Origin of the sequence: Lysinibacillus sp. UBA6686, assembly GCF_002455205.1 — a bacterium.
Classification (GTDB): domain Bacteria; phylum Bacillota; class Bacilli; order Bacillales_A; family Planococcaceae; genus Lysinibacillus; species Lysinibacillus pakistanensis.
The window spans coordinates 1-20,418 of sequence record NZ_DKJS01000057.1; the positions used below are offsets into that span (position 1 = coordinate 1).

A 20,418-nucleotide genomic window follows, 5' to 3' on the forward strand; every position below is an offset into this window, starting at 1 on the left:
TCGCACTATCTTGATACTCATCAACATGAATATATTGGAATTTATTCTGATAGTATTCAAGCACCTCTGGGACTCTCTTGAATAATGTAATAGTGGTCATTATTAAGTCATCGAAATCTAGGGATTGGTTGCGGCGTAGTCTTTTTTCATAGCCCTTGTAAACTCGTGCAACCGTTTTTTCGTAGGGATTATGTTCATTGATTTGAGCGACATAATCATCTGCCGCAATACATTCGTTTTTTGCTGCACTAATTGCATTTAAAATAGCGCGAGGTTCAAAGCGCTTCGAATCAATGTTTTCTTCCTTCATCACATTTTTAATGACTGATAGTTGATCTGTGGAATCTAAAATTGAAAAATTACGTGATATTCCAAGCTGATCAATATTACGTCGTAAAATACGTACACACATCGAGTGGAATGTGGATACCCACATACTATCGCCTGTCCCATTACCAAGAATGCCATCAATACGCTCTCGCATTTCTCGTGCCGCTTTATTGGTAAAAGTGATAGCTAAAATTTTTGATGGGTACACTTCTTTTTCAATGATTAAATACGCAATACGATGTGTTAGTACACGCGTTTTCCCCGATCCTGCACCTGCCATAATTAGAAGCGGCCCTTCAGTCGTTTTGACCGCATTCTCCTGTTCAGGATTCATACCTGCTAATAAGTTTTTTGTTAACTGCTCCATTTCGCACCACCTTACAAACGTTTGTTCTTAAATTATATCGTATTTTTAACAGCCTTAACAGTTGCAAGTGCAGCTTTTAAATCATCATAAATAATATTACCAACTACAACTGTATCCGCATATTTTGCCATTTCGGCTGCTTGCTTTGCGGAAGTAACACCACCACCATAAAACAATCGTGTATTTTTAAGCTCCTGCTTTACAGCACTAACAACACTAATATCACCATATGTTCCGCTATACTCTATATAAAATACTGGTAGCTTAAAAAAGTTTTCAGCCAGACGTGCATAAGCAACTATGTCATCTAACGATAAATCCGTTTTCGCATTTGTCACTTCTGCAGCCTTACAGTGTGGATTTAATATACAATAGCCCTCAGCAACTAGCTCGTCCCACACCATGATATCCCCATATTCCTTTATAGCTTCGTGGTGTAAGTTTTTAATCCATTTAGGATCATCACTATTTAACACTGTCGGAATAAAGTAATAGTCATAGCCTGGTGTTACCGAATCAATTGTAGAAATTTCAAGCGCTATCGGTACTTCAAAGCGTCTTACACGGACCAGTAAATCTAAAACGCCATCCAATGTTATATCATCTGTACCGCCAACTAAAATGACATCTGTTCCTGATTCGCAAATTTTTTCTAATGCTTCATCTGAAATTTCCTTAGCTGGATCGAGCTTAAACACATGTCTCCATTCTAAATATTCCATTTATTTTACCACCTATCATTTTCTATCTATTCGTTAACAAGTATAGCTTATGACTGACGACAAAAAAATGAAAAAGACTGGGCAGAAACTCTACCCAGCCTCTTTACCTACTATTCTTTTGGTGCTTGAAATGGTTTTTCATCAGGATACAAACGACCTAGCATTTCATCATATGTATCGTTTCCATAATCAAAGCAACGTCGCACTCGAGAAATTGTTGCTGTACTAGCACCTGTTTCCTTTTTGATGGATTCGTAGGTTTTCTTTAAACGTAATAAATGCGCAACTTCAAAGCGTTGTGCTAGTGATTGAATTTCACTAATCGTACATAAATCATCAAAAAACTTATAGCATTCTTCAATGTCTTTCAGCTCTAACACTGCTTTAAATAATTGATCTGTTTGATGCCCTCGAATTTTTTCGATTTGCATGCAATTTTCCTCCCTTTAAGGCTGCGTTTTCACCATTGTCTGTAACCCTGGTGAAGCTGGTACGAAATGAACCCATGACTTTCCTGGTACTAATTTAACAAGCTCCCCAGATTCTTCAACAGCCATCGGTAATCCATCAATATTAGCCCATTTAACTTCTCTCATATAGCCGTTTTGGAATACGTAAGCATTTCCACCAGAAGTTAAATCAATTTCTTGGCGTCCAACATTATCAATAGTTCGATGATTCATTTCAAAAAATAAAACATTTGCCAATGATAATGCCTCGCCCGTTAACATATCCTTTGTGTCAACGCCAGCCGATTGTCGTCCATAATGATTATTTTGATGATCATACACATACGAATTATGGAAATACTCACTATTTCCGTAGTAAATGTCAACTTTACTTGTTTCAATGCCTATTTTACCACGTTCATCGGGTTCATAAAAAGCCTGACGCACTTTTTCACTGTAAATCATTGAAGCGCCTATCTTTTCAGCACCTTTTAATAAATTCTCTGATGTTATATAAGAATTATGTGGTGCAACACGATCTTTTGAACGTTTAAAAAGAGTACCATCATAATTCATGCCATTTATATTATCGATTACATTATTTTCAAGCATTGATTTAGCTTCCGGGCTATAACCATGAGCTACATAAAATGCGTCAAAGCCTTTAGCAATATCGACAAAATAGGATCTGGCACTACGAACAGGTCCAAAATTTTCTGGTAACTCACTTTGGTAGACTGCTAAAAAACGAGTAACATCACCCTCTGCCAGCATTTCATAAATAATATCTGCCGCCGCTAATCCGGATTGAGGGCGTGCTGCTGGATGATTATTAATCGTCACGATGATTGGACGTTGTGTAATCTCCTCTTTAACAGCCTCACCTGTTAAAGGAGCAAGAAATGCTTCCTCTTTTACAGGCTCCTCAATAACTGGTTCCTCTTTAGTTTTGTCTGTTTGGTCCTTTACTTCCGAGGAATCCTTTGAACATCCTCCTATTAACAAGGCACTAAATGCCATAGTAATAAATAGTTTTTTTGATTTTAACACATGCATTACTTTCTCTCCTTTAAACAATCACTCAAACTGTAATTGGACTATGGTTACGCTATAATGAAATCAAATCACAACTAGCGCATAACTGCTGGTAATAATAACTTATTCTTCATAACATCAAAAATCCCTTTTGGTGTTATACGGATATAAGGTAAATGTGTAGATTGTAAAAATAACAAAGTATAGATTGCATCACCTAGACGATAACCACGCTCAGCTAATGCTTGTTTTAAAGCTAGTTCTTTATTTGTTAACTCTTCTACATCTCCATCAAAAAGTAGACCACCTATTGTTAAAGGAATAGAAGCAATAACTTCTCCCTTTTCTACAAGGACAATGCCTCCCTGCATCGCCTTCATTTCCTCAAAGGCTTTTATCATATCCTCTTTATTTTTTCCAATAAGTAAAATATCACCTGTATTGGAGTAAGAAGAGGCAAAGCCTTGAACACTAGTCGCAAAGCCTTTGATCATCGTATTTACGTGCCAATTGCCGTCTCTATTAATGAGCATTAAATAACATTCATCATGATCAGCAAGCTGCCCCTCCCTAGTAACTAAGGAATTATATGGTTTTGTAATAACATCGTTCACAAGCTCAATTCCAAATGGCATTGAAAACTGGAAGTCATGGGAATTTAATGAAAATCCTAAATTAAACGCTGGAAGAGCTGAATAATCTATAGCAGTAAGTTTATGCACACGCTGTCCATCACGTTTTAACCAGACACCTTTGGATAATACGCTTTCAGGAACTGGATGCCATTCATCTTGTAATATATTCAAGGAAGCAAATCGTCCTGTCGCGATAAAACCATGTAAGCTAGACATATTGTAATAGCGTGCAACATTATAAGTAGCCATTTGATAGGCATCTATTGGTGAGACACCTGCATCTAAAGCTGCTTGAATACATTTATCCATCACACCATCCTGATGGAAGGAAGGCGTTGAACCGTCTGTTGTCATCATTAAATGATCAAAAATAGGAAGCCCTTTTTCTACAATTCCTTTTAAGAGATGTGGTAAATCTGGGCGAATCGAAGAATGACGTAGTGTCACAGCATATCCCTGCATAATACGTCTTTCCACTTCCTCCACTGTCATTGCCTCATGATCACCATCTGCCCCAAGTAGTTTCATACGGGCTAAAGTTCTTTCTGAAGCTCCTGGAAAATGGCCTTCTATTTTTTTGCCGTAGCCTTTAGCCATTTGCATACGATAAAGCATTTGGTCATCCCCATGCAACAATCTTGGCCAGCCTGTTAACTCTCCTCCAAGTAAAACATCATCCCGCTCTAACCATTCTAAGATTGATGTATTAGAGAAAATTTCTTCCTCCTGCTCCATCTCAGTTTGTGAATCAAAGCGTGTCCACCAGTAAAAAGAAAACGGAAGCTTTTTCAAGTCATTCAATATTGAAAACGCTTTCTTATTTTCTAAAGATAAAACAAAACTTAAATTATCAGAAATAAAAGCTGTTGTGCCTAGCTGTCCACAAAAATCAGCAAAAGATTGTGGATGATAGAGCTGGAATGGATGGACATGAGGTTCAATATAGCCTGGTACAATTGTTTTATTCGTACAATCAACCACCTCTGTCCCCTCTATAAAAGGAGGCATTCTGTCGCCAGCATAGACAATTCGATCTCCTAAAATCCAAATGTTCCCTACTACCCATTGTTTGAGCATACTATGTAAATAACGTGCATTTTTTAACACAATATCCGGTGCCTTTTTACCATCAATTACCGCTAATTGTTGGCGTAATTTTGTAATTTTCCATACTGGATCCATTCTATCCGCTCCTTCCTAAATTACGTAAAATTTCATTGTGTAAATCTAATGTGATATCACATACTACTATTGCATAAGCGCATTTTTTCATTAAAATGCAGCAATTATGCAATCATCTTGTTTCAATCGTAACACAGCACTTTCATAAAGCAAAGTGCACCCCGCTTTATTTTTTCCACAATGACTAAAGGAGGAAATAGTATGATGCAACAAGCTAATTTAAGTGAAAAAAATGCCTTCTGTCGCTTTGCCATGGGTACAAGTATGACGGCATTTGGTATCGCTAGGGCTTCAAGAAATCCTAACTGTACGGGCGGTCGATTAATGATTGCATTAGGTGCTTTAAAAATGGCTGAGGGTATCTTTAAGTATTGCCCGACAAAAGCTTTACTGAGTTCCAATATGCAAAATGCCGTGAATAGCTCTATGCAAAGTATGCTCGGTGGACAAAATTCTATGTCATCTAATCAATCTATGACATCTAATCAATCCATGTCATCTGAGCAAATCGGCAAGCTCATGAAGGATTTCTCCTCTGCCATATCTGGTAATTCGTCAGAATCAAGTGCAACTGCTTCAAAGCAATCTGACGCCAGCACTTCAAATCAAAATTCCTCAGACAGTAAAAATTCTACAACTAAAGCACAAAATCCTTCTTAGTCAAAGGAGCCGTCTCAACTATATGAGACGGCTCTTACCCTTATAAATCATACGTTTAATAATAAGAAGAAGTTTCAAAGCATGATAAATTTTATTTAAATGTTCGCCAACCGATATCTTTACGATAGAAGAAATTATTCCAATTTTCAGTTGCAATACCTGCATATACCTTTTCTTGCGCTTCTTTTAGGGTAGATGCTTTTGCTCCAACTAATAAAACTCGCCCACCGTTACCAACAAATTTATCATCTACAAGCTTTGACCCTGCATGGAATACGGCATGTGAAGCTGATAGATTCTCTAAACTAGGTAATGCATGCCCTTTTTCTACATCCCCTGGATATCCTTCTGCAGCAATTACAACACCGAGCATTGCATCCTCTGACCATTGTAAATCAAAGGGTTTTTCATCCATTAAAGCCATCATAAAATCACCAAAATCAGAAACCATACGTGGTAAAACGACTTGTGTTTCTGGATCTCCAAAGCGTGCATTAAACTCAATCACCTTTGGACCATTTTTTGTTAATATTAACCCTGCATATAAAATTCCAGTAAAAGATACACCGTCCGATTCCATCCCTTGAACAGTGGGCTCAACTATTGTTTTATAAGCTACGTCCACTATCTCTTGTGAAATTTGGGGTACTGGTGAATAAGCACCCATTCCACCTGTATTAGGACCTTTATCGCCATCATATGCTCGCTTATGATCCTGAGCAATAACCATCGGATAAATCTGACCTTTATGGACGAATGACATAAATGAGAATTCTTCACCATCTAAGAATTCCTCAATAACAACTCGAGAGGATGATTCGCCAAAACGTTGATTCCCAATCATATCCTGAACAGCTTCAATGGCTTCCTCCTCTGTCATGGCAACAACCACACCTTTACCAGCGGCTAAGCCATCCGCTTTTATCACAATTGGTGCGCCTTGTTCTTTAATGTATGTGATAGCCTTATTTGCTTCTGTAAATGTTCCGTGAGTCGCTGTTGGGATATTGTATTTATTCATAATATCCTTTGCATATGATTTACTGCTTTCGATTTGTGCTGCTTCTTTTGTTGGACCAAATACACGTAAACCACGAGCAATAAAGAAATCTACAATCCCTTCAGCAAGTGGTTGCTCAGGGCCAACAAAAGTCAAATCTACTGCATTTTCTTTTGCAAATTGTGCCAAGCCTGCAAAATCCATTGTATCAATAGCAACGACCTCTGCATCGCCTCGCATACCATCATTGCCAGGTGCAACAAATACCTTACGCACAGATGGGGAATTACTAAATTGTTTAGCGATAGCATGCTCACGGCCACCGCTTCCGATTACTAATACATTCATCTTGAAAAATCCTCCTATTTGTAAGTAAAACCGAGATGAACCAACATCTCGGTCTTAGAATTAAATATATTTTGATTAATGTTTAAAGTGGCGTACACCAGTAAATACCATTGTAATACCATACTCATTTGCTTTATCAATAGAATCCTGATCTTTAATGGAGCCGCCTGGTTGAATAATTGCCGTAATACCAGCTGCCGCAGCTGCTTCCACTGTATCACTCATTGGGAAGAATGCATCAGATGCTAATGCAGCACCTTTTGCTTTTTCGCCAGCTTGCTCAAAGGCAATTTTAGCTGCACCAACACGATTCATCTGACCTGCACCAACACCAAGCGTCATTTGAGAATCTGTTACGACAATTGCATTTGATTTAACATGTTTGACAACTGACCAGCCTAGCTGTAATGCTTCCCATTCTTGTGCTGTTGGTTCACGATCCGTTACTACTTTGATGTCTGCATTAGCAAAGCCGTAACGATCCGGCTCTTGAACAAGAAGTCCACCTTCTACAGATACTACATTAAAATTATCTTGTTTTACTTGCTCAAAAGGAATTGTTAACAAACGAATATTTTTCTTTTGCGTTAAAATATCAAGGGCTTCTTGAGTAAAGGCTGGTGCAATAATAATTTCTAAGAAAATATGACTCAATTTTTCAGCCGTTGCTGCATCCACTTCCATGTTTAATGCGATAATACCACCAAATATAGATACAGGGTCTGCTTCGTATGCTTTATCAAATGCTTCCTCTAATGTTACACCTGTACCAACACCACAAGGGTTCATATGTTTTACTGCAACTGCGGCAGGCATTTCAAACTCTTTTACAATTTGCAAAGCTGCATTGCCATCTTGAATATTATTGTAAGATAATTCTTTGCCGTGTAATTGAGTTGCATAGGCTAATGAGAAATCAGAGCCAAGACGTTTTTGATAGAATGCTCCTTTTTGATGTGGATTTTCACCATAACGCAAGTTTTGTTTTAATTCATATGTCATTGTTAAACTTTCTGGAAACTCTTCTTCAGTTAAATAGTTTGATATATAGGAATCATAGGCAGCTGTGTGACGAAAAACCTTTGCAGCTAGCTTACGACGTGTTTCAATTGTTGTTGTACCGTCTGCTTTTAGTTCCTTTAATACATTAGCATAGTCATTGCTATCGACAATTACTGTGACATATTGATGGTTTTTTGCTGCAGAACGTAACATTGTTGGACCACCGATATCAATATTCTCGATAGCATCATCCCATGTTACATTAGGCTTTGAAATTGTTTCAACGAACGGGTATAGATTGACACATACAATTTCAATTGGCTCAATTCCATGCTCATTCATTTGTGCTTGATGAGAAGCATCGTCGAACTTTCCTAATAGACCACCGTGAATCATTGGGTTTAATGTTTTTACACGACCATCTAAAATTTCAGGGAATTTAGTTACTTCATCAACTGCCGTTACGGCAACATGATTGTCCTGTAACATTTTTTTTGTACCACCAGTTGATAAAATTTCATAACCTAATGCTACTAGTTCTTTTGCAAATTCTAAAATACCATCTTTATTGGAAACACTGATTAATGCACGTTTTGTCACAACAATATCCTCCTAATTTTTAGGATCATCACCAAAACGTGTGGTTGATTTCCGTTCCGGCTGGGCGCTTTGTAGCTGTCGCTTTGCTTTCGCTACAGATAAAACATTTGCCGCTGACGCTTCGCTTTCGAGCAGAGCTTCCTAGGGACGTCCGATGAGCCGCTTGGGCCAACATGATGTTGGTCACGAAGGCGTTATCACAGGATGTGATGCTCTTAGCCTTCGTTCCCCTATGGGCTCGCTCCAGGGTCTCGGGCCAACACGATGTTGGTCACGAAGGCGTTATCACAGGACGTGATGCTTTTAGCCTTCGTTCCTTTATATCGCTGATCCCCAAAGAGTCGCCCAGCCTCCACTCCAATCAACTTTTTTTACATAGTAAACGTTTTAACAAAAGTCATCCACAACTTTTGGTGATGAACCAATTTTTATCGTGCTTGCTACGAAAATATGTCTTGCTTATTATTGATAGAGTAAAGTTAGGCTGTATTGTTCCAGAAGACCTAACTCCCCACCACTGAATTACTTTAATAATTGCTGTAAAGCTTTCGTATATAGTACATGCTCTTGCTTATGAATAGCCACTTCTGTTGCCTCACGATCACCATCAATAACGGCAACTGCTGCTTGTGCGATAATAGGGCCTGTGTCCATACCTTCGTCTACAAAATGCACAGTTACACCTGTTATCTTGACTCCATGCTCCATCGCTTGCCCAATCGCGTCCTTACCTGGGAAAGCTGGTAATAATGACGGATGGATATTCACGATACGCTGTGGAAATGCTGAAAGTAATACTTCACTAATTAGTCGCATATAACCGGCAAGCACAATCCATTCCACATTACATTCCTGTAAAGCATTGATAATAGCTGTCTCGTAATCTGCTTTTGAAGCAAACTCTTTTGGATTTAAAGCTAGTACTGGAATACTAAAATTCTCGGCACGTGTTACTACAAATGCGCCAGGCTTGTCTGTTACAACAAGCTCAACCTTTGCATGTAGCTCACCACGTTCAATCGCCTCTTGAATGGCCTGAAAATTGCTACCACTGCCTGAGGCAAAAACGGCAATCTTGGTTGGTGCAGTCATTACACTAAACTCCCATCATGTAAGCCATTAAATACAACACCCTCGCCGCTCACAACACGACCGATTTTGTATGCTTTTTCACCATTTGCTTCCACAGTAGCAATTACTTTATCCACTTCATCTGCTGGTACCGCTAGTACAAAGCCAATGCCCATGTTAAAGACATTATATAGATCCTTATCCTCAAGCTGGCCTTTATCTTTCAAAAACTCAAAAATACGTAATACTGGCCATGAACCTAAGTCAATTTCAGTTGCTAATCCCTTTGGCATCATGCGAGGAAGATTTTCATAAAAGCCACCGCCTGTTACATGTGCACAGCCATGAACGTCTGCTGCTTTTAAAGCTGCAAGTACTGGTTTAGCATATAATTTTGTTGGCACTAACAAAGCTTCTCCAATAGGGCCAAGATCCTCGTAGCCTGCCACAATCGCATCTACTGCATAATCATTATCAGCAAAAACAATTTTTCGTACTAATGAATAACCGTTTGAATGCACTCCACTTGAAGCAATACCAACAAGCACATCACCCTCTACGATTTTTTCACCTGTTACGATAGCTGATTTTTCACATGCACCTACTGCAAAACCTGCTAAATCATACTCATCCTCTTCATAAAGACCTGGCATTTCTGCTGTCTCGCCACCGATTAATGCTGCACCAGATTGTACACAGCCATCTGCAACGCCTTTGACAATTTGTTCAATTTTCGCTGGTTCAGCTTTACCAAGGGCAACATAATCTAAAAAATACAATGGTTCAGCACCCTGTGCCACAATATCATTCACACACATAGCCACGCAGTCTACACCAATCGTATCGTGCTTATCCACCATAAAAGCTAGTTTAAGCTTTGTCCCAACACCATCTGTACCTGAAATAAGAACAGGCTCCTTAAGATTTAGTTCTGACAAGTCAAACATACCGCCAAAGCCACCGAACGTTCCCATCACACCTAGACGGTTTGTGCGTTCAACGTGAGACTTCATTCGTTTTACGGCTTCATAGCCTGCTTCAATATTTACACCTGCTTGTTCATATGCTTTTGACACGCAGAGATCCTCCTTATCATCCTTAACGTAATAGTTCTTTTTCATGTGGTAAGATCGTATCTGGGAAAATTTCTGTAGGATATTTGCCTGTAAAGCAAGCAAGGCATAGTCCACGATTTTCGTCTTCATATGGTCGTGCAATCGTTTCAACCATACCCTCAACAGAAAGGAATGTTAGTGTATCTGCTCCGATTGCTTCACGGATTTCATCTACATTATGACTAGATGCAATTAATTCTTCATGTGTCGACGTATCAATGCCATAATAACAAGGATCTGTCATCGGTGGTGAAGAAATCACGACATGTACCTCTGCTGCCCCTGCATCCTTCAACATTTTGACGATACGACGGGAAGTTGTACCTCGTACGATAGAATCATCTACCATCACAACTCGTTTCCCTTTCACAACTTGAACGACTGGAGATAGTTTCATTTTTACTCCGCGCTCACGTAATTCCTGAGTGGGTTGAATAAACGTTCGACCGACATAACGATTTTTAATTAAACCTAACTCATAAGGAATACCACTTTCCTCAGCAAAACCGATTGCTGCAGAGATACTTGAGTCTGGTACACCCGTTACAACATCAGCCTCAATATGTGCACATTCACGAGCAAGCTGTTTCCCCATACGTTTTCGTGCCATATGGACATTAATTCCATCAATGTCTGAGTCAGGACGAGCTAAATAAACATATTCCATTGCACACATGGCACGTTTATCCATCTCTGCAAAACGATCTGACTTTACACCTTCATCGTTGATAATTAATAATTCACCAGGCTCAACAGAACGAACAAATTCTGCGCCGATTAAATCAAATGCACAAGTTTCAGAAGCTACCACCCAGCCATCTCCTAGCTTTCCAAGAGAAAGTGGACGTAAACCATGTGGATCACGTGCAACAAGCATTTCATCCTTTGTCATGATTAAGAAAGAATACGCACCCTTTAATAAAGAGAGGGCATTTTTCACCTTCGCACGAAATGGTGAATGCGAGCTTTTCTTAATAAGATGCGCCAGCACTTCCGTATCAGAGCTAGAATGGAAAATACTCCCCTGTCGCTCTAAATACTGTTTTAAATGTGTCGCATTGACTAAGTTACCGTTATGGGCAATTGAAAGGCTACCAGTTGAGGAGTGGAATAATAATGGCTGTACGTTTTCAATACCGCCACCACCAGCAGTCGTATAACGAACATGCGCAATAGCCGCTTTGCCGTTCACTGCCTTTAATTTATCTTCGTTGAATACATCATTCACTAGTCCTTCGCCTTTCACCGCGCGAAGATGCTGACCGTCTGAAACAACGATTCCAGCACCTTCTTGTCCACGGTGTTGAAGAGCATGAAGCCCGTAATAGCTAAGGTGTGCTGGATTTGGGTTACCCCAAATACCGAACACCCCACATTCTTCGTTTAAGCCTCTGAGTTCAGCAAGCATGGGATTGCTCCTTTCCAATTAGAACGGAATTCCTCCACTGTACCTTCTACAAGCACACCTTTGTCCCCGTTGATTTTAACAAGTGCATCGTTTGTTACGACACCAATTTTCTGTGCGTCTTTGATGATTTCTACAAATGCGGCTGCATTTTCTTCTTTCACTGTGACAACAAAACGAGATTGACTCTCACTGAATAATGCCGTTGTAGCAGAACCCGTCAATGTTACGTCAACACCTAGCCCCTTTGCACCAAATGTTGTTTCAGCTATAGCAACAGCAAGACCACCCTCTGCTACGTCATGAGCAGATTGGACAAGTCCAGTTTTAATAGCCTTCAGTAATGCTTGCTGACGAGCAGCCTCAACCTCTAAATTGATAGCTGGTGCTTTACCTGAGATAACTCCATTGTTTAATAACTTTTGAAGCTCTGATCCACCAAACTCAGTATTTGTCTCACCAATCACAAATACTACATCCCCAGCAGCTTTTACTTCTTGTGTTGTGACATGAGCTAAGTCTTCAATCAATCCAACCATACCGATTGTTGGTGTTGGATAGACTGCTTCACCTGAACGTTCATTATAAAGAGATACGTTACCACCAATTACTGGGGCATTTAATGCCGTACAAGCAGCAGAAATACCATCAGCAGATTTTTCAATTTGCCAAAAGATTTCTGGCTTCTCTGGATTACCAAAGTTTAAGCAGTCAGTAATCGCAAGTGGCGTACCACCAGTTGCAACGATATTACGAGCTGCTTCAGCTACGGCGATAGCACCGCCCACCTCTGGATCTAAGTATATATAGCGAGAGTTACAATCCGTTGTCATCGCTAATCCTTTATTTGTACCACGTACACGAATAACAGCAGCGTCAGAACCTGGTGTTACAACTGTTGATGTACGAACTTGGTAATCGAATTGATCGTAAACCCACTCTTTTGAAGCAATTGTAGGTGCTTGTAAAAGTTTGTTTAAAGTTTCTTTGTAATCTGTTACCGTTGGCTCAGTGTTCTCGATCGCTTGGAATTCGGCATAGTAAGCAGGCTCTGCAGATGGCTTATGATAAACTGGTGCATCTTCTGCAAGTGCATCAGCAGATACTTCAGCTACGACTTCACCGTTGTGTAATAGACGAAGCATTTTATCATCTGTTACTCGACCAATTGCTACAGCATCTAAATCATATTTATCGAAAATCGCTTTAATTTCATCTTCGCGACCTTTTTTCACAACAAGTAGCATACGTTCTTGTGACTCTGATAACATCATTTCATATGCTGTCATACCTGTCTCACGTTGCGGCACTAAGTCTAAGTTCATTTCTACACCAGAACCAGCCTTTGAAGCCATTTCTGCTGAAGAAGATGTAAGACCAGCTGCACCCATATCTTGAATACCAACTAGAGCGTCAGATTTAACAACCTCTAAACATGCTTCAAGTAAAAGCTTCTCCATAAATGGGTCCCCTACTTGTACTGCTGGACGTTGGTTTTCTGATTCCTCAGTTAATTCTTCAGAGGCAAATGTTGCACCATGAATTCCGTCACGACCTGTTTTCGCACCAACGTACATAACTGTATTACCGACACCCGCTGCAATACCACGTTGAATATCCTTATGGTCAATTAAACCGACACACATTGCATTAACCAGTGGATTGCCTTCATAGCAAGGATCAAATTGAATTTCGCCACCTACTGTTGGGATTCCGATACAGTTACCATATCCTGCGATCCCAGCAACTACTTCTTCAAATAGATATTTACCACGTGCTGATTTTAATTCCCCAAAGCGTAATGAGTTTAACATAGCAATAGGACGCGCACCCATTGAGAAAACATCACGAATAATACCACCCACACCCGTTGCAGCTCCTTGATAAGGCTCTATTGCAGATGGATGGTTATGTGACTCCATTTTGAACACTACTGCTTGTTCATCACCAATATCGACAATCCCTGCACCCTCACCTGGTCCCTGTAAAACTTGAGGTCCTTTTGTAGGGAATTTACGTAGGACTGGCTTTGAATTTTTGTAAGAGCAGTGCTCAGACCACATTACTGAGAAAAGACCTGTCTCTGTCCAGTTAGGTAGACGTCCTAAAATACCTTCTACCATTGCAAATTCTTCGTCTGACATCCCCATACCAGCGTATAGCTTTTCATCTTTAATTTGCTGTGCTGTTGGCTCAAACTTAGTTGTTGACATGATTTTCCCTCCACTGCTTCACAATTGATTTAAATACTGCTAGACCGTCTGCTCCGCCCACCAGTGCATCAACAGCACGCTCTGGATGTGGCATCATCCCTAATACATTGCCGCGCTCGTTTATAATCCCTGCGATATCTTCTAAAGAACCGTTTGGATTTTCACCTGAGTAAGTGAACACGATTTGATTGTTATCCTTTAATTTTTGTAAAGTTTCCTCATCACAGTAGTAGTTACCCTCACCATGTGCGATTGGAATATTGATAATTTGACCCGGTTCATATTGATTTGTGAATAATGTATTGTTGTTATTAACCTTAAGCTGTACTGTACGGCCCATAAATTTCAAGTTTTTATTGCGCAGTAAAGCTCCTGGCAATAAACCAGCTTCCGTAAGGATTTGGAAGCCATTACATACACCAAGTACAGGTTTACCAGCATCTGCTGCCTTTTTAACTTCTGTCATAATGTTAGATTGATTAGCCATTGCACCACAGCGAAGATAATCTCCATATGAGAACCCCCCTGGTACTAATACACCATCAAAGCCACTTAGATCTGTTGCTGTATGCCATACATATTCTACTTCTTCACCTAGCTCATCTTTAATCGCATGATACATATCGATATCACAGTTGGACCCAGGGAATACGAGTACTGCGAATTTCATGATTAGTTAGCCTCCTCGACTTCATAACGGTAGTCTTCGATTACAACGTTTGTTAAAACCTTTGCACACATTTCTTTTACTAGAGTATCAATGTCACGTTCTGTATCTTTAATTGATAGTTCAAGATATTTACCAATACGTAAATCTTCTACTTCAGTGTACCCCATTTTTACTAAAGAACCTTGTACAGCAGAGCCTTGTGGATCAAGAATGCTCTCGCGTAATGTTACGTAAATTTTAACTTTTTTCATTGTTATTTGCCTCCGAGTCTAGAAAGTATAATAGTATAAACATCAGTTAAATTGCCAAGGTTTCGACGAAAGACATCTTTGTCTAACTTTTGATTCGTTGTTGCATCCCAAAGTCTGCATGTATCTGGTGAAATCTCATCCGCTAATAACACGTTTCCATCATGGTCACGTCCAAACTCCAATTTAAAGTCGATTAGCGTAACATTAACCTCCGCAAAGATTGGCTGCAAAACTTTATTAACAGCTAAAGCACCTTCATAAATAGCTGTCACTTCTTCAGGCGTTGCAAGATCAAGTACGTCAATATGCTCCGTTGTAATGAACGGATCACCCAGCTCATCATCCTTATAATAATACTCAACGATTGGACGTTTTAATGGTGTTCCTTCCTCTAAGCCGAGACGTTTCGCTAAGCTACCTGCTGCTAAATTACGAACTACAACCTCTATTGGAATAATATCTACTTTTTTCACAAGCTGTTGTGTATCAGATAATTGTTTTACGAAATGTGACGCAATTCCGTTTGCTTGTAATTTTTCGAATATTAATGAAGTAATACGATTATTTAAAACACCTTTTCCTTCAATCTCTTCCTTTTTCTCACCATTAAATGCTGTGGCACTATCCTTGTACTCAACAAGCAGCACGTTTGGCTCCTCTGTTGTATACAATTTTTTTGCTTTACCTTCATACAAAAGTTGACCTTTAGTCATATCGTTATTCCCCCTGGATATTATGAAATACGTGCGGATTATCCCAGAATTGAACCGCATATTTTACGATTCAATTCTGATATATCCGCTAGTGGCTCTAACATTCATTTTAAGCAGGCTAAATAAATATTAGTTAAGTCCTAGTCGTTCAAAAATCATATCAACATGCTGTAAATGATAGTTGTAGTCGAAGCACTCATCTAGCTCTTCCTTCGTTAAATACGATGTAATTTTTTCACTTGCATCGACTAACGTACGGAATTGAACCTGCTCGTCCCACGCCTGCATCGCTAAAGGCTGTACTGTATCATACGCTTCCTCACGCACTAATCCTTTATCAATAAGGGCTAATAGGATACGTTGAGAATAAATTAAACCAAAAGTGCGACCCATATTACGTTTCATGTTTTCAGGGAATACGGTTAAGTTTTTCACAATATTACCGAAGCGATTCAACATATAGTTAAGAGTAATTGTTGCATCCGGTAAAATAACGCGCTCTGCAGATGAATGTGAAATATCACGTTCATGCCATAAAGCTACATTTTCATAAGCTGTTACCATATAGCCACGCATTAAACGAGACATACCAACCATGTTTTCAGAACCGATTGGATTACGTTTATGTGGCATTGCTGATGACCCTTTCTGCCCTTTTGCAAAGGCCTCTTCCACTTCGCGTGTTTCAGATTTCTGTAAGCCGCGAATTTCTGTAGCAAATTTTTCAATGGATGTTGCAATTAACGCTAAAGCGCCTAGATACTGTGCATGTCGGTCACGCTGTAATGTTTGTGTTGAAATAGGTGATGCTGTTAGTCCTAATTTATCGCAAACATACTGTTCAACACGAGGGTCGATGTTGGCGTAAGTTCCAACGGCTCCAGACATTTTTCCTGTTTCAATCACTTTCGCTGCTGCTTCAAAGCGTTCAAGGTTACGCTTCATTTCTTCATACCATAAACCAAGTTTTAAACCGAAAGTTGTTGGCTCAGCATGAACACCATGTGTACGCCCCATCATGACCGTATACTTATGCTCTTTTGCTTTTGCTGCAATAATATCAATGAAATTCACGATGTCTTTGTGTAAAATATCATTTGCCTGTTTAATCAAATAGGAAAGAGCTGTGTCAACTACGTCTGTAGAAGTTAAACCATAGTGCACCCATTTTCGCTCTTCGCCCAGTGTTTCAGAGACAGCACGTGTGAATGCCACAACATCATGACGTGTTTCTAGCTCAATCTCTAATATACGATTAACATCAAATGAAGCCTTTTCACGTATTTTAGCTACATCTTCTTTTGGAATGTCGCCTAATTCTGCCCAAGCTTCGCATGCTAAAATTTCAACCTCTAGCCAAGCTTGATATTTATTTTGTTCTGTCCAAATTGCACCCATTTCGGGTCTTGTGTAACGTTCAATCATCGCGTATCTCCTTCTATTCTGACCAAATGCCAGAACTCTCGATTTGTTGTAGTGTTTTCTCTAAGTCTTTTGTCATAATCGTTACGTGGCCCATCTTACGGTTCACTTTAGCTTCAGCTTTCCCATAAAGATGTATTGACCATTCAGGATATTTAGCAATTGAGTTACTAAGTGGCATGACATGCTGCCCTAAAACATTGACCATAATAGATGGTGCCCATAGCTGTGGTTTACGCAGCGGCCAACCACATACAGCACGAATATGCTGATGGAACTGTGAAACATTACATGCTTCTATTGAATAGTGACCTGAATTATGGGGTCTAGGTGCTAATTCATTAATCATAATGCCGCCATCTTCTAATACAAACATCTCTACTGCAAGAGTTCCGACTAACTGCAAGTAATCGGCAATTTTCAAAGCTTCTCGTTCCGCAGCCTGAGCTGTTTCTTTTTTTATACGGGCAGGCACAATAGTTTCATGTAAAATATGATGAACATGAATATTTTCTCCAACTGGCTGACAGTATGATTCACCATTACCATTTCTTTGGACTATTACTGATACCTCTTTTACAAATGGGACAAATCCCTCAGCTATACATTGGGAATGTGAAAAAAGCTCCCTCGCTAATGGCAGGTCTTGTGCTGATTTTAAAAGCTGCTGTCCTTTGCCATCATAACCACCTCTTGCTGTTTTGACTATACAAGGATAACCAATCGTATCAATATTGGCTACTAATTCCTCATAAGTATTTGCAACAATATAAGGTGCTACTGGACAACCAGCTTTCACTATCGCTTCCTTCTCGGTTACTCGGTTTTGTGTAATGCGTACTAATTCTGCACCCTGAGGTACATAAGCCATTTGTGTTAAGCGTTTTAGTCCATCATAATCGATATTTTCAAACTCAAAAGTGATCACATCACTTACTTCTGCAAGCTCCTCTAAAGCAGCCTCATCGTCATATGGTGCCACAATACGGATATCTGCAACCTGTCCACATGGTGAGTCCATTGTTGGTTCAAGAACGGCAATTTTAAAGCCAACTTCTTTTGCAGCAAGTGCCATCATACGGCCAAGCTGCCCACCTCCAATAATACCGATCGTTTGCCCTGGATAAATAATCTTTGTCACACCAAGTCACCTGTGCTTTCCAATACTTGTTGCTTTGTTGCTTCTCTTCTAGCATCTAGTTTAGTAGCAAGCTCTGTATCTGTTGTCGACAAAATTTGCGCTGCAAGCAAACCTGCATTTGTCGCTCCTGCTTTACCTATTGCAACTGTGGCAACAGGTACACCTCCAGGCATTTGAACAATTGATAATAGAGAATCAAGACCATTAAGAGCACGAGATTGTACAGGCACGCCAATTACGGGTAATGTTGTTTTTGCTGCCACCATTCCTGGTAAATGTGCAGCCCCACCTGCACCCGCAATAATCACCTGAATACCTCGCTCACGTGCTGATTCAGCATATTCAAACATTAAATCTGGAGTACGATGTGCAGATACAACCTTTTTCTCGTACGGTACTTGTAATTCATCTAAAATATCACATGCATGTTTCATTGTTTCCCAGTCACTTGAACTCCCCATAATGACACCGATTTTCGGATTCATGAATTGTCGCTCCTTTTAAACGATAGAAAAATGATCAAAATATATTGTGTAAGCCTCTATACTTCAAATAGCTACTGCAATTCTTTTCTTTATCAATAATGCCTCGGCATTATTGCGTCCGGAATCGGCTTTGTGCTTAGACCTGCGTGAGGGCCGACACGATGTCGGTCATTTCAGTAAAGCCACAGGACGTGGCGTTTTTTATCGATGCAGGTCAGTTAGCCGTTATCGCATGGATGCGATGATTTTAGGCTAACATCCTTTATTAACTCCTTTTCGATTTCCGTGACATCCGCCAGAGGCTTTAACTTATTTCAGCAGATGTTTGGATACACGCTGAAATAAGTTAAACAAAGAAAATCCCCAAATAAACTACTCTACCCTACACGTGAAAGCAGTTTACTTGAGGACTTATTAAGAAAAGAATATGCAAAAGTACATTTCTGTACATATACCTTCCGTAACATGCCAAAAGCGCTTTCCCGCATAGTCCAGCATTTACGGTGCCGGGTAGAGACACTAGAGCCAATCCTCTAGCATATATGTGGGACCTTATTTGTTTTTCCTTCTCACATTTTAACAAGTGATTTCACTATCGTCAATGTAAAAATGCGAACATTTTATTTTAGTCATTTGAAAACGTTCGGATTTTAGTCAAATCTACTCAGAATCTTGATAGACCATTGCTTTAAATTGTATTTTTTGACGTAAATACGTTGGTTCCCCGTTAACTAAGTGAAAAATCGGTTCTTCTTTTCTACCAACTGCTATAAAACCATCTTGACGCATTCTAGCCAAACAATCTTCAATTGACTCATTTTCTTCTACCTCATACCAAATTTGTCTTTTTCCCAAACTCTTCTTCCTTTCAAATTCCTATCCTTTTAACTCTCTTAGTTTGAATTCCATTATACCTAAAGATTATTCAATAAGTACTTATTTATAATTAATTTTAAGTAATATTTAACGTTTTGATTTATTAAAAATACCTGCAGATTAAAATTCTGCAGACTATGATTAAGGTTTTTGGAAACTGAATATTCCTATTAAATATATACCTAGAAAAAGGATCAGCAAAAAAGCATTGAGCATAATAAGTACCTTACGAATATCACCTTTAATGCCAAAAATCGCACTGAGTATTCCTAGTCCACCTAATACAAATGGTGTAAAAATGCTTAGGGAATTATAAAATTTCCCATACCATTTTGTAGGATCATAGCCAAACATAAAGAATGTTACTATTAATAACAAGATAGAGATTGCTGTAAAAATATAACGCCTCATAGTTCATGCCTCCATATCATTGGATATTTAGCTAGTAAGGCTCTTACTTTTCATCTTCCTTTGACAATATTTTTTTCAATATCTCGCGTAGAGAAAGAACGATTTAAAAGGTCATTTAAGGATTCCATTTATGATATTCTGCCTATCTGTTCATTAGTGCTATAAGTCATATTAGTTTTTCTATTGCTCTCTTGTATAATGCTAACCGTAACTATAACTGCTACTCCTTTTAAATAATTATAGCATTGCAGAATTTACACATAAATAAAAAAAGCCGAGGAATAAATCCTCGACTTTTTAAATGCCTAGCGACGT

The 20,418-nt window shown here is 39.3% G+C and carries 20 protein-coding genes and 1 riboswitch; of the genes, 1 reads left to right on the forward strand and 19 read right to left on the reverse strand.

Annotated features, from left to right (window positions below):
- The 5 genes from B2R82_RS14965 to B2R82_RS14985 all read right to left on the reverse strand — a co-directional run.
- Positions 1–697, reverse strand: a 697-nt coding sequence (locus B2R82_RS14965; RefSeq protein WP_286925686.1) for a UvrD-helicase domain-containing protein, incomplete at its 3' end; no start/stop codon positions are given.
- Positions 698–729: 32 nt separating this feature from the next.
- Positions 730–1,419 carry a heptaprenylglyceryl phosphate synthase gene (locus B2R82_RS14970; protein ID WP_286925687.1) on the reverse strand — a complete coding sequence of 230 codons (690 nt, stop codon included), beginning with the start codon at positions 1,417–1,419 and terminating at the stop codon, positions 730–732.
- A gap of 110 nt (positions 1,420–1,529) precedes the next feature.
- Positions 1,530–1,850 (reverse strand): YerC/YecD family TrpR-related protein, encoded by a 321-nt coding sequence (locus tag B2R82_RS14975; protein ID WP_004225717.1) that lies wholly within the window; start codon positions 1,848–1,850, stop codon positions 1,530–1,532.
- 15 nt (positions 1,851–1,865) lie between these two features.
- Positions 1,866–2,924, reverse strand: coding sequence for a DUF3048 domain-containing protein (locus B2R82_RS14980; protein WP_376781265.1), 1,059 nt, complete (start codon positions 2,922–2,924; stop codon positions 1,866–1,868).
- 74 nt (positions 2,925–2,998) lie between these two features.
- Positions 2,999–4,720 (reverse strand): adenine deaminase C-terminal domain-containing protein, encoded by a 1,722-nt coding sequence (locus tag B2R82_RS14985; protein WP_286925689.1) that lies wholly within the window; start codon positions 4,718–4,720, stop codon positions 2,999–3,001.
- Between the two features lie 201 nt (positions 4,721–4,921).
- On the opposite strand from B2R82_RS14985, the gene B2R82_RS14990 reads away from it, so the two are divergent.
- Positions 4,922–5,380 (forward strand): hypothetical protein, encoded by a 459-nt coding sequence (locus B2R82_RS14990; protein WP_286925690.1) that lies wholly within the window; start codon positions 4,922–4,924, stop codon positions 5,378–5,380.
- 91 nt (positions 5,381–5,471) lie between these two features.
- Here B2R82_RS14990 and purD read toward each other — a convergent pair whose 3' ends face one another.
- From purD to B2R82_RS15060, 14 genes are all read right to left on the reverse strand, one after another.
- A complete protein-coding gene (gene purD, locus B2R82_RS14995; protein WP_286925691.1) occupies positions 5,472–6,728 on the reverse strand; it encodes a phosphoribosylamine--glycine ligase in 1,257 nt (418 codons plus the stop codon).
- A gap of 75 nt (positions 6,729–6,803) precedes the next feature.
- The gene (purH, locus tag B2R82_RS15000) at positions 6,804–8,330 is read right to left on the reverse strand and encodes a bifunctional phosphoribosylaminoimidazolecarboxamide formyltransferase/IMP cyclohydrolase (protein ID WP_286925692.1); all 1,527 of its coding nucleotides are present in this window, start codon (positions 8,328–8,330) and stop codon (positions 6,804–6,806) included.
- A 522-nt stretch (positions 8,331–8,852) separates the two neighbouring features.
- Positions 8,853–9,422, reverse strand: coding sequence for a phosphoribosylglycinamide formyltransferase (gene purN / locus B2R82_RS15005; RefSeq protein WP_286925693.1), 570 nt, complete (start codon positions 9,420–9,422; stop codon positions 8,853–8,855).
- Positions 9,422–10,477, reverse strand: a complete 1,056-nt coding sequence (gene purM / locus B2R82_RS15010; RefSeq protein WP_286925694.1) for a phosphoribosylformylglycinamidine cyclo-ligase — start codon at positions 10,475–10,477, stop codon at positions 9,422–9,424. Before purM ends, purN begins: the two co-directional genes overlap by 1 nt.
- 22 nt (positions 10,478–10,499) lie before the next feature.
- A complete protein-coding gene (purF, locus tag B2R82_RS15015) occupies positions 10,500–11,924 on the reverse strand; it encodes an amidophosphoribosyltransferase (RefSeq protein ID WP_286925695.1) in 1,425 nt (474 codons plus the stop codon).
- Positions 11,900–14,134, reverse strand: coding sequence for a phosphoribosylformylglycinamidine synthase subunit PurL (gene purL / locus B2R82_RS15020; RefSeq protein ID WP_286925696.1), 2,235 nt, complete (start codon positions 14,132–14,134; stop codon positions 11,900–11,902). Before purL ends, purF begins: the two co-directional genes overlap by 25 nt.
- Positions 14,121–14,804: a phosphoribosylformylglycinamidine synthase subunit PurQ gene (purQ, locus tag B2R82_RS15025; protein ID WP_286925697.1), complete on the reverse strand. Its 684-nt coding sequence runs from the start codon at positions 14,802–14,804 to the stop codon at positions 14,121–14,123. The genes purL and purQ overlap by 14 nt, the downstream gene beginning before the upstream one ends.
- Before the next feature lie 2 nt (positions 14,805–14,806).
- A complete protein-coding gene (gene purS, locus B2R82_RS15030) occupies positions 14,807–15,055 on the reverse strand; it encodes a phosphoribosylformylglycinamidine synthase subunit PurS (protein WP_286925698.1) in 249 nt (82 codons plus the stop codon).
- 2 nt (positions 15,056–15,057) lie between these two features.
- Positions 15,058–15,768: a phosphoribosylaminoimidazolesuccinocarboxamide synthase gene (gene purC, locus B2R82_RS15035; RefSeq protein WP_286925699.1), complete on the reverse strand. Its 711-nt coding sequence runs from the start codon at positions 15,766–15,768 to the stop codon at positions 15,058–15,060.
- 129 nt (positions 15,769–15,897) lie between these two features.
- Positions 15,898–17,193, reverse strand: coding sequence for an adenylosuccinate lyase (gene purB, locus B2R82_RS15040; RefSeq protein ID WP_286925700.1), 1,296 nt, complete (start codon positions 17,191–17,193; stop codon positions 15,898–15,900).
- A 13-nt stretch (positions 17,194–17,206) separates the two neighbouring features.
- Positions 17,207–18,331: a 5-(carboxyamino)imidazole ribonucleotide synthase gene (gene purK / locus B2R82_RS15045; RefSeq protein ID WP_286925701.1), complete on the reverse strand. Its 1,125-nt coding sequence runs from the start codon at positions 18,329–18,331 to the stop codon at positions 17,207–17,209.
- Positions 18,328–18,816, reverse strand: coding sequence for a 5-(carboxyamino)imidazole ribonucleotide mutase (gene purE / locus B2R82_RS15050; RefSeq protein WP_286925702.1), 489 nt, complete (start codon positions 18,814–18,816; stop codon positions 18,328–18,330). Before purE ends, purK begins: the two co-directional genes overlap by 4 nt.
- Before the next feature lie 467 nt (positions 18,817–19,283).
- Positions 19,284–19,382: riboswitch (purine riboswitch) on the reverse strand.
- A 94-nt stretch (positions 19,383–19,476) separates the two neighbouring features.
- The gene (locus tag B2R82_RS15055) at positions 19,477–19,671 is read right to left on the reverse strand and encodes an NETI motif-containing protein (protein ID WP_283869709.1); all 195 of its coding nucleotides are present in this window, start codon (positions 19,669–19,671) and stop codon (positions 19,477–19,479) included.
- A 162-nt stretch (positions 19,672–19,833) separates the two neighbouring features.
- Positions 19,834–20,103 (reverse strand): hypothetical protein, encoded by a 270-nt coding sequence (locus B2R82_RS15060; protein ID WP_286925703.1) that lies wholly within the window; start codon positions 20,101–20,103, stop codon positions 19,834–19,836.
- Positions 20,104–20,418 lie beyond the last annotated feature (315 nt).

What these genes read in the sequence shown, in the direction of transcription:
- purE (WP_286925702.1), bottom strand. Translation starts at nt 18,816, where the DNA reads ATGAATCCGAAAATCGGTGTCATTATGGGGAGTTCAAGTGACTGGGAA.
- purN (WP_286925693.1), bottom strand. Translation starts at nt 9,422, where the DNA reads ATGACTGCACCAACCAAGATTGCCGTTTTTGCCTCAGGCAGTGGTAGC.
- purB (WP_286925700.1), bottom strand. Translation starts at nt 17,193, where the DNA reads ATGATTGAACGTTACACAAGACCCGAAATGGGTGCAATTTGGACAGAA.
- B2R82_RS14970 (WP_286925687.1), bottom strand. Translation starts at nt 1,419, where the DNA reads ATGGAATATTTAGAATGGAGACATGTGTTTAAGCTCGATCCAGCTAAG.
- B2R82_RS14980 (WP_376781265.1), bottom strand. Translation starts at nt 2,924, where the DNA reads ATGCATGTGTTAAAATCAAAAAAACTATTTATTACTATGGCATTTAGT.
- purQ (WP_286925697.1), bottom strand. Translation starts at nt 14,804, where the DNA reads ATGAAATTCGCAGTACTCGTATTCCCTGGGTCCAACTGTGATATCGAT.
- purS (WP_286925698.1), bottom strand. Translation starts at nt 15,055, where the DNA reads ATGAAAAAAGTTAAAATTTACGTAACATTACGCGAGAGCATTCTTGAT.
- B2R82_RS15060 (WP_286925703.1), bottom strand. Translation starts at nt 20,103, where the DNA reads ATGAGGCGTTATATTTTTACAGCAATCTCTATCTTGTTATTAATAGTA.
- purF (WP_286925695.1), bottom strand. Translation starts at nt 11,924, where the DNA reads ATGCTTGCTGAACTCAGAGGCTTAAACGAAGAATGTGGGGTGTTCGGT.
- purL (WP_286925696.1), bottom strand. Translation starts at nt 14,134, where the DNA reads ATGTCAACAACTAAGTTTGAGCCAACAGCACAGCAAATTAAAGATGAA.
- purD (WP_286925691.1), bottom strand. Translation starts at nt 6,728, where the DNA reads ATGAATGTATTAGTAATCGGAAGCGGTGGCCGTGAGCATGCTATCGCT.
- B2R82_RS14985 (WP_286925689.1), bottom strand. Translation starts at nt 4,720, where the DNA reads ATGGATCCAGTATGGAAAATTACAAAATTACGCCAACAATTAGCGGTA.
- B2R82_RS14990 (WP_286925690.1), top strand. Translation starts at nt 4,922, where the DNA reads ATGATGCAACAAGCTAATTTAAGTGAAAAAAATGCCTTCTGTCGCTTT.
- purC (WP_286925699.1), bottom strand. Translation starts at nt 15,768, where the DNA reads ATGACTAAAGGTCAACTTTTGTATGAAGGTAAAGCAAAAAAATTGTAT.
- B2R82_RS14975 (WP_004225717.1), bottom strand. Translation starts at nt 1,850, where the DNA reads ATGCAAATCGAAAAAATTCGAGGGCATCAAACAGATCAATTATTTAAA.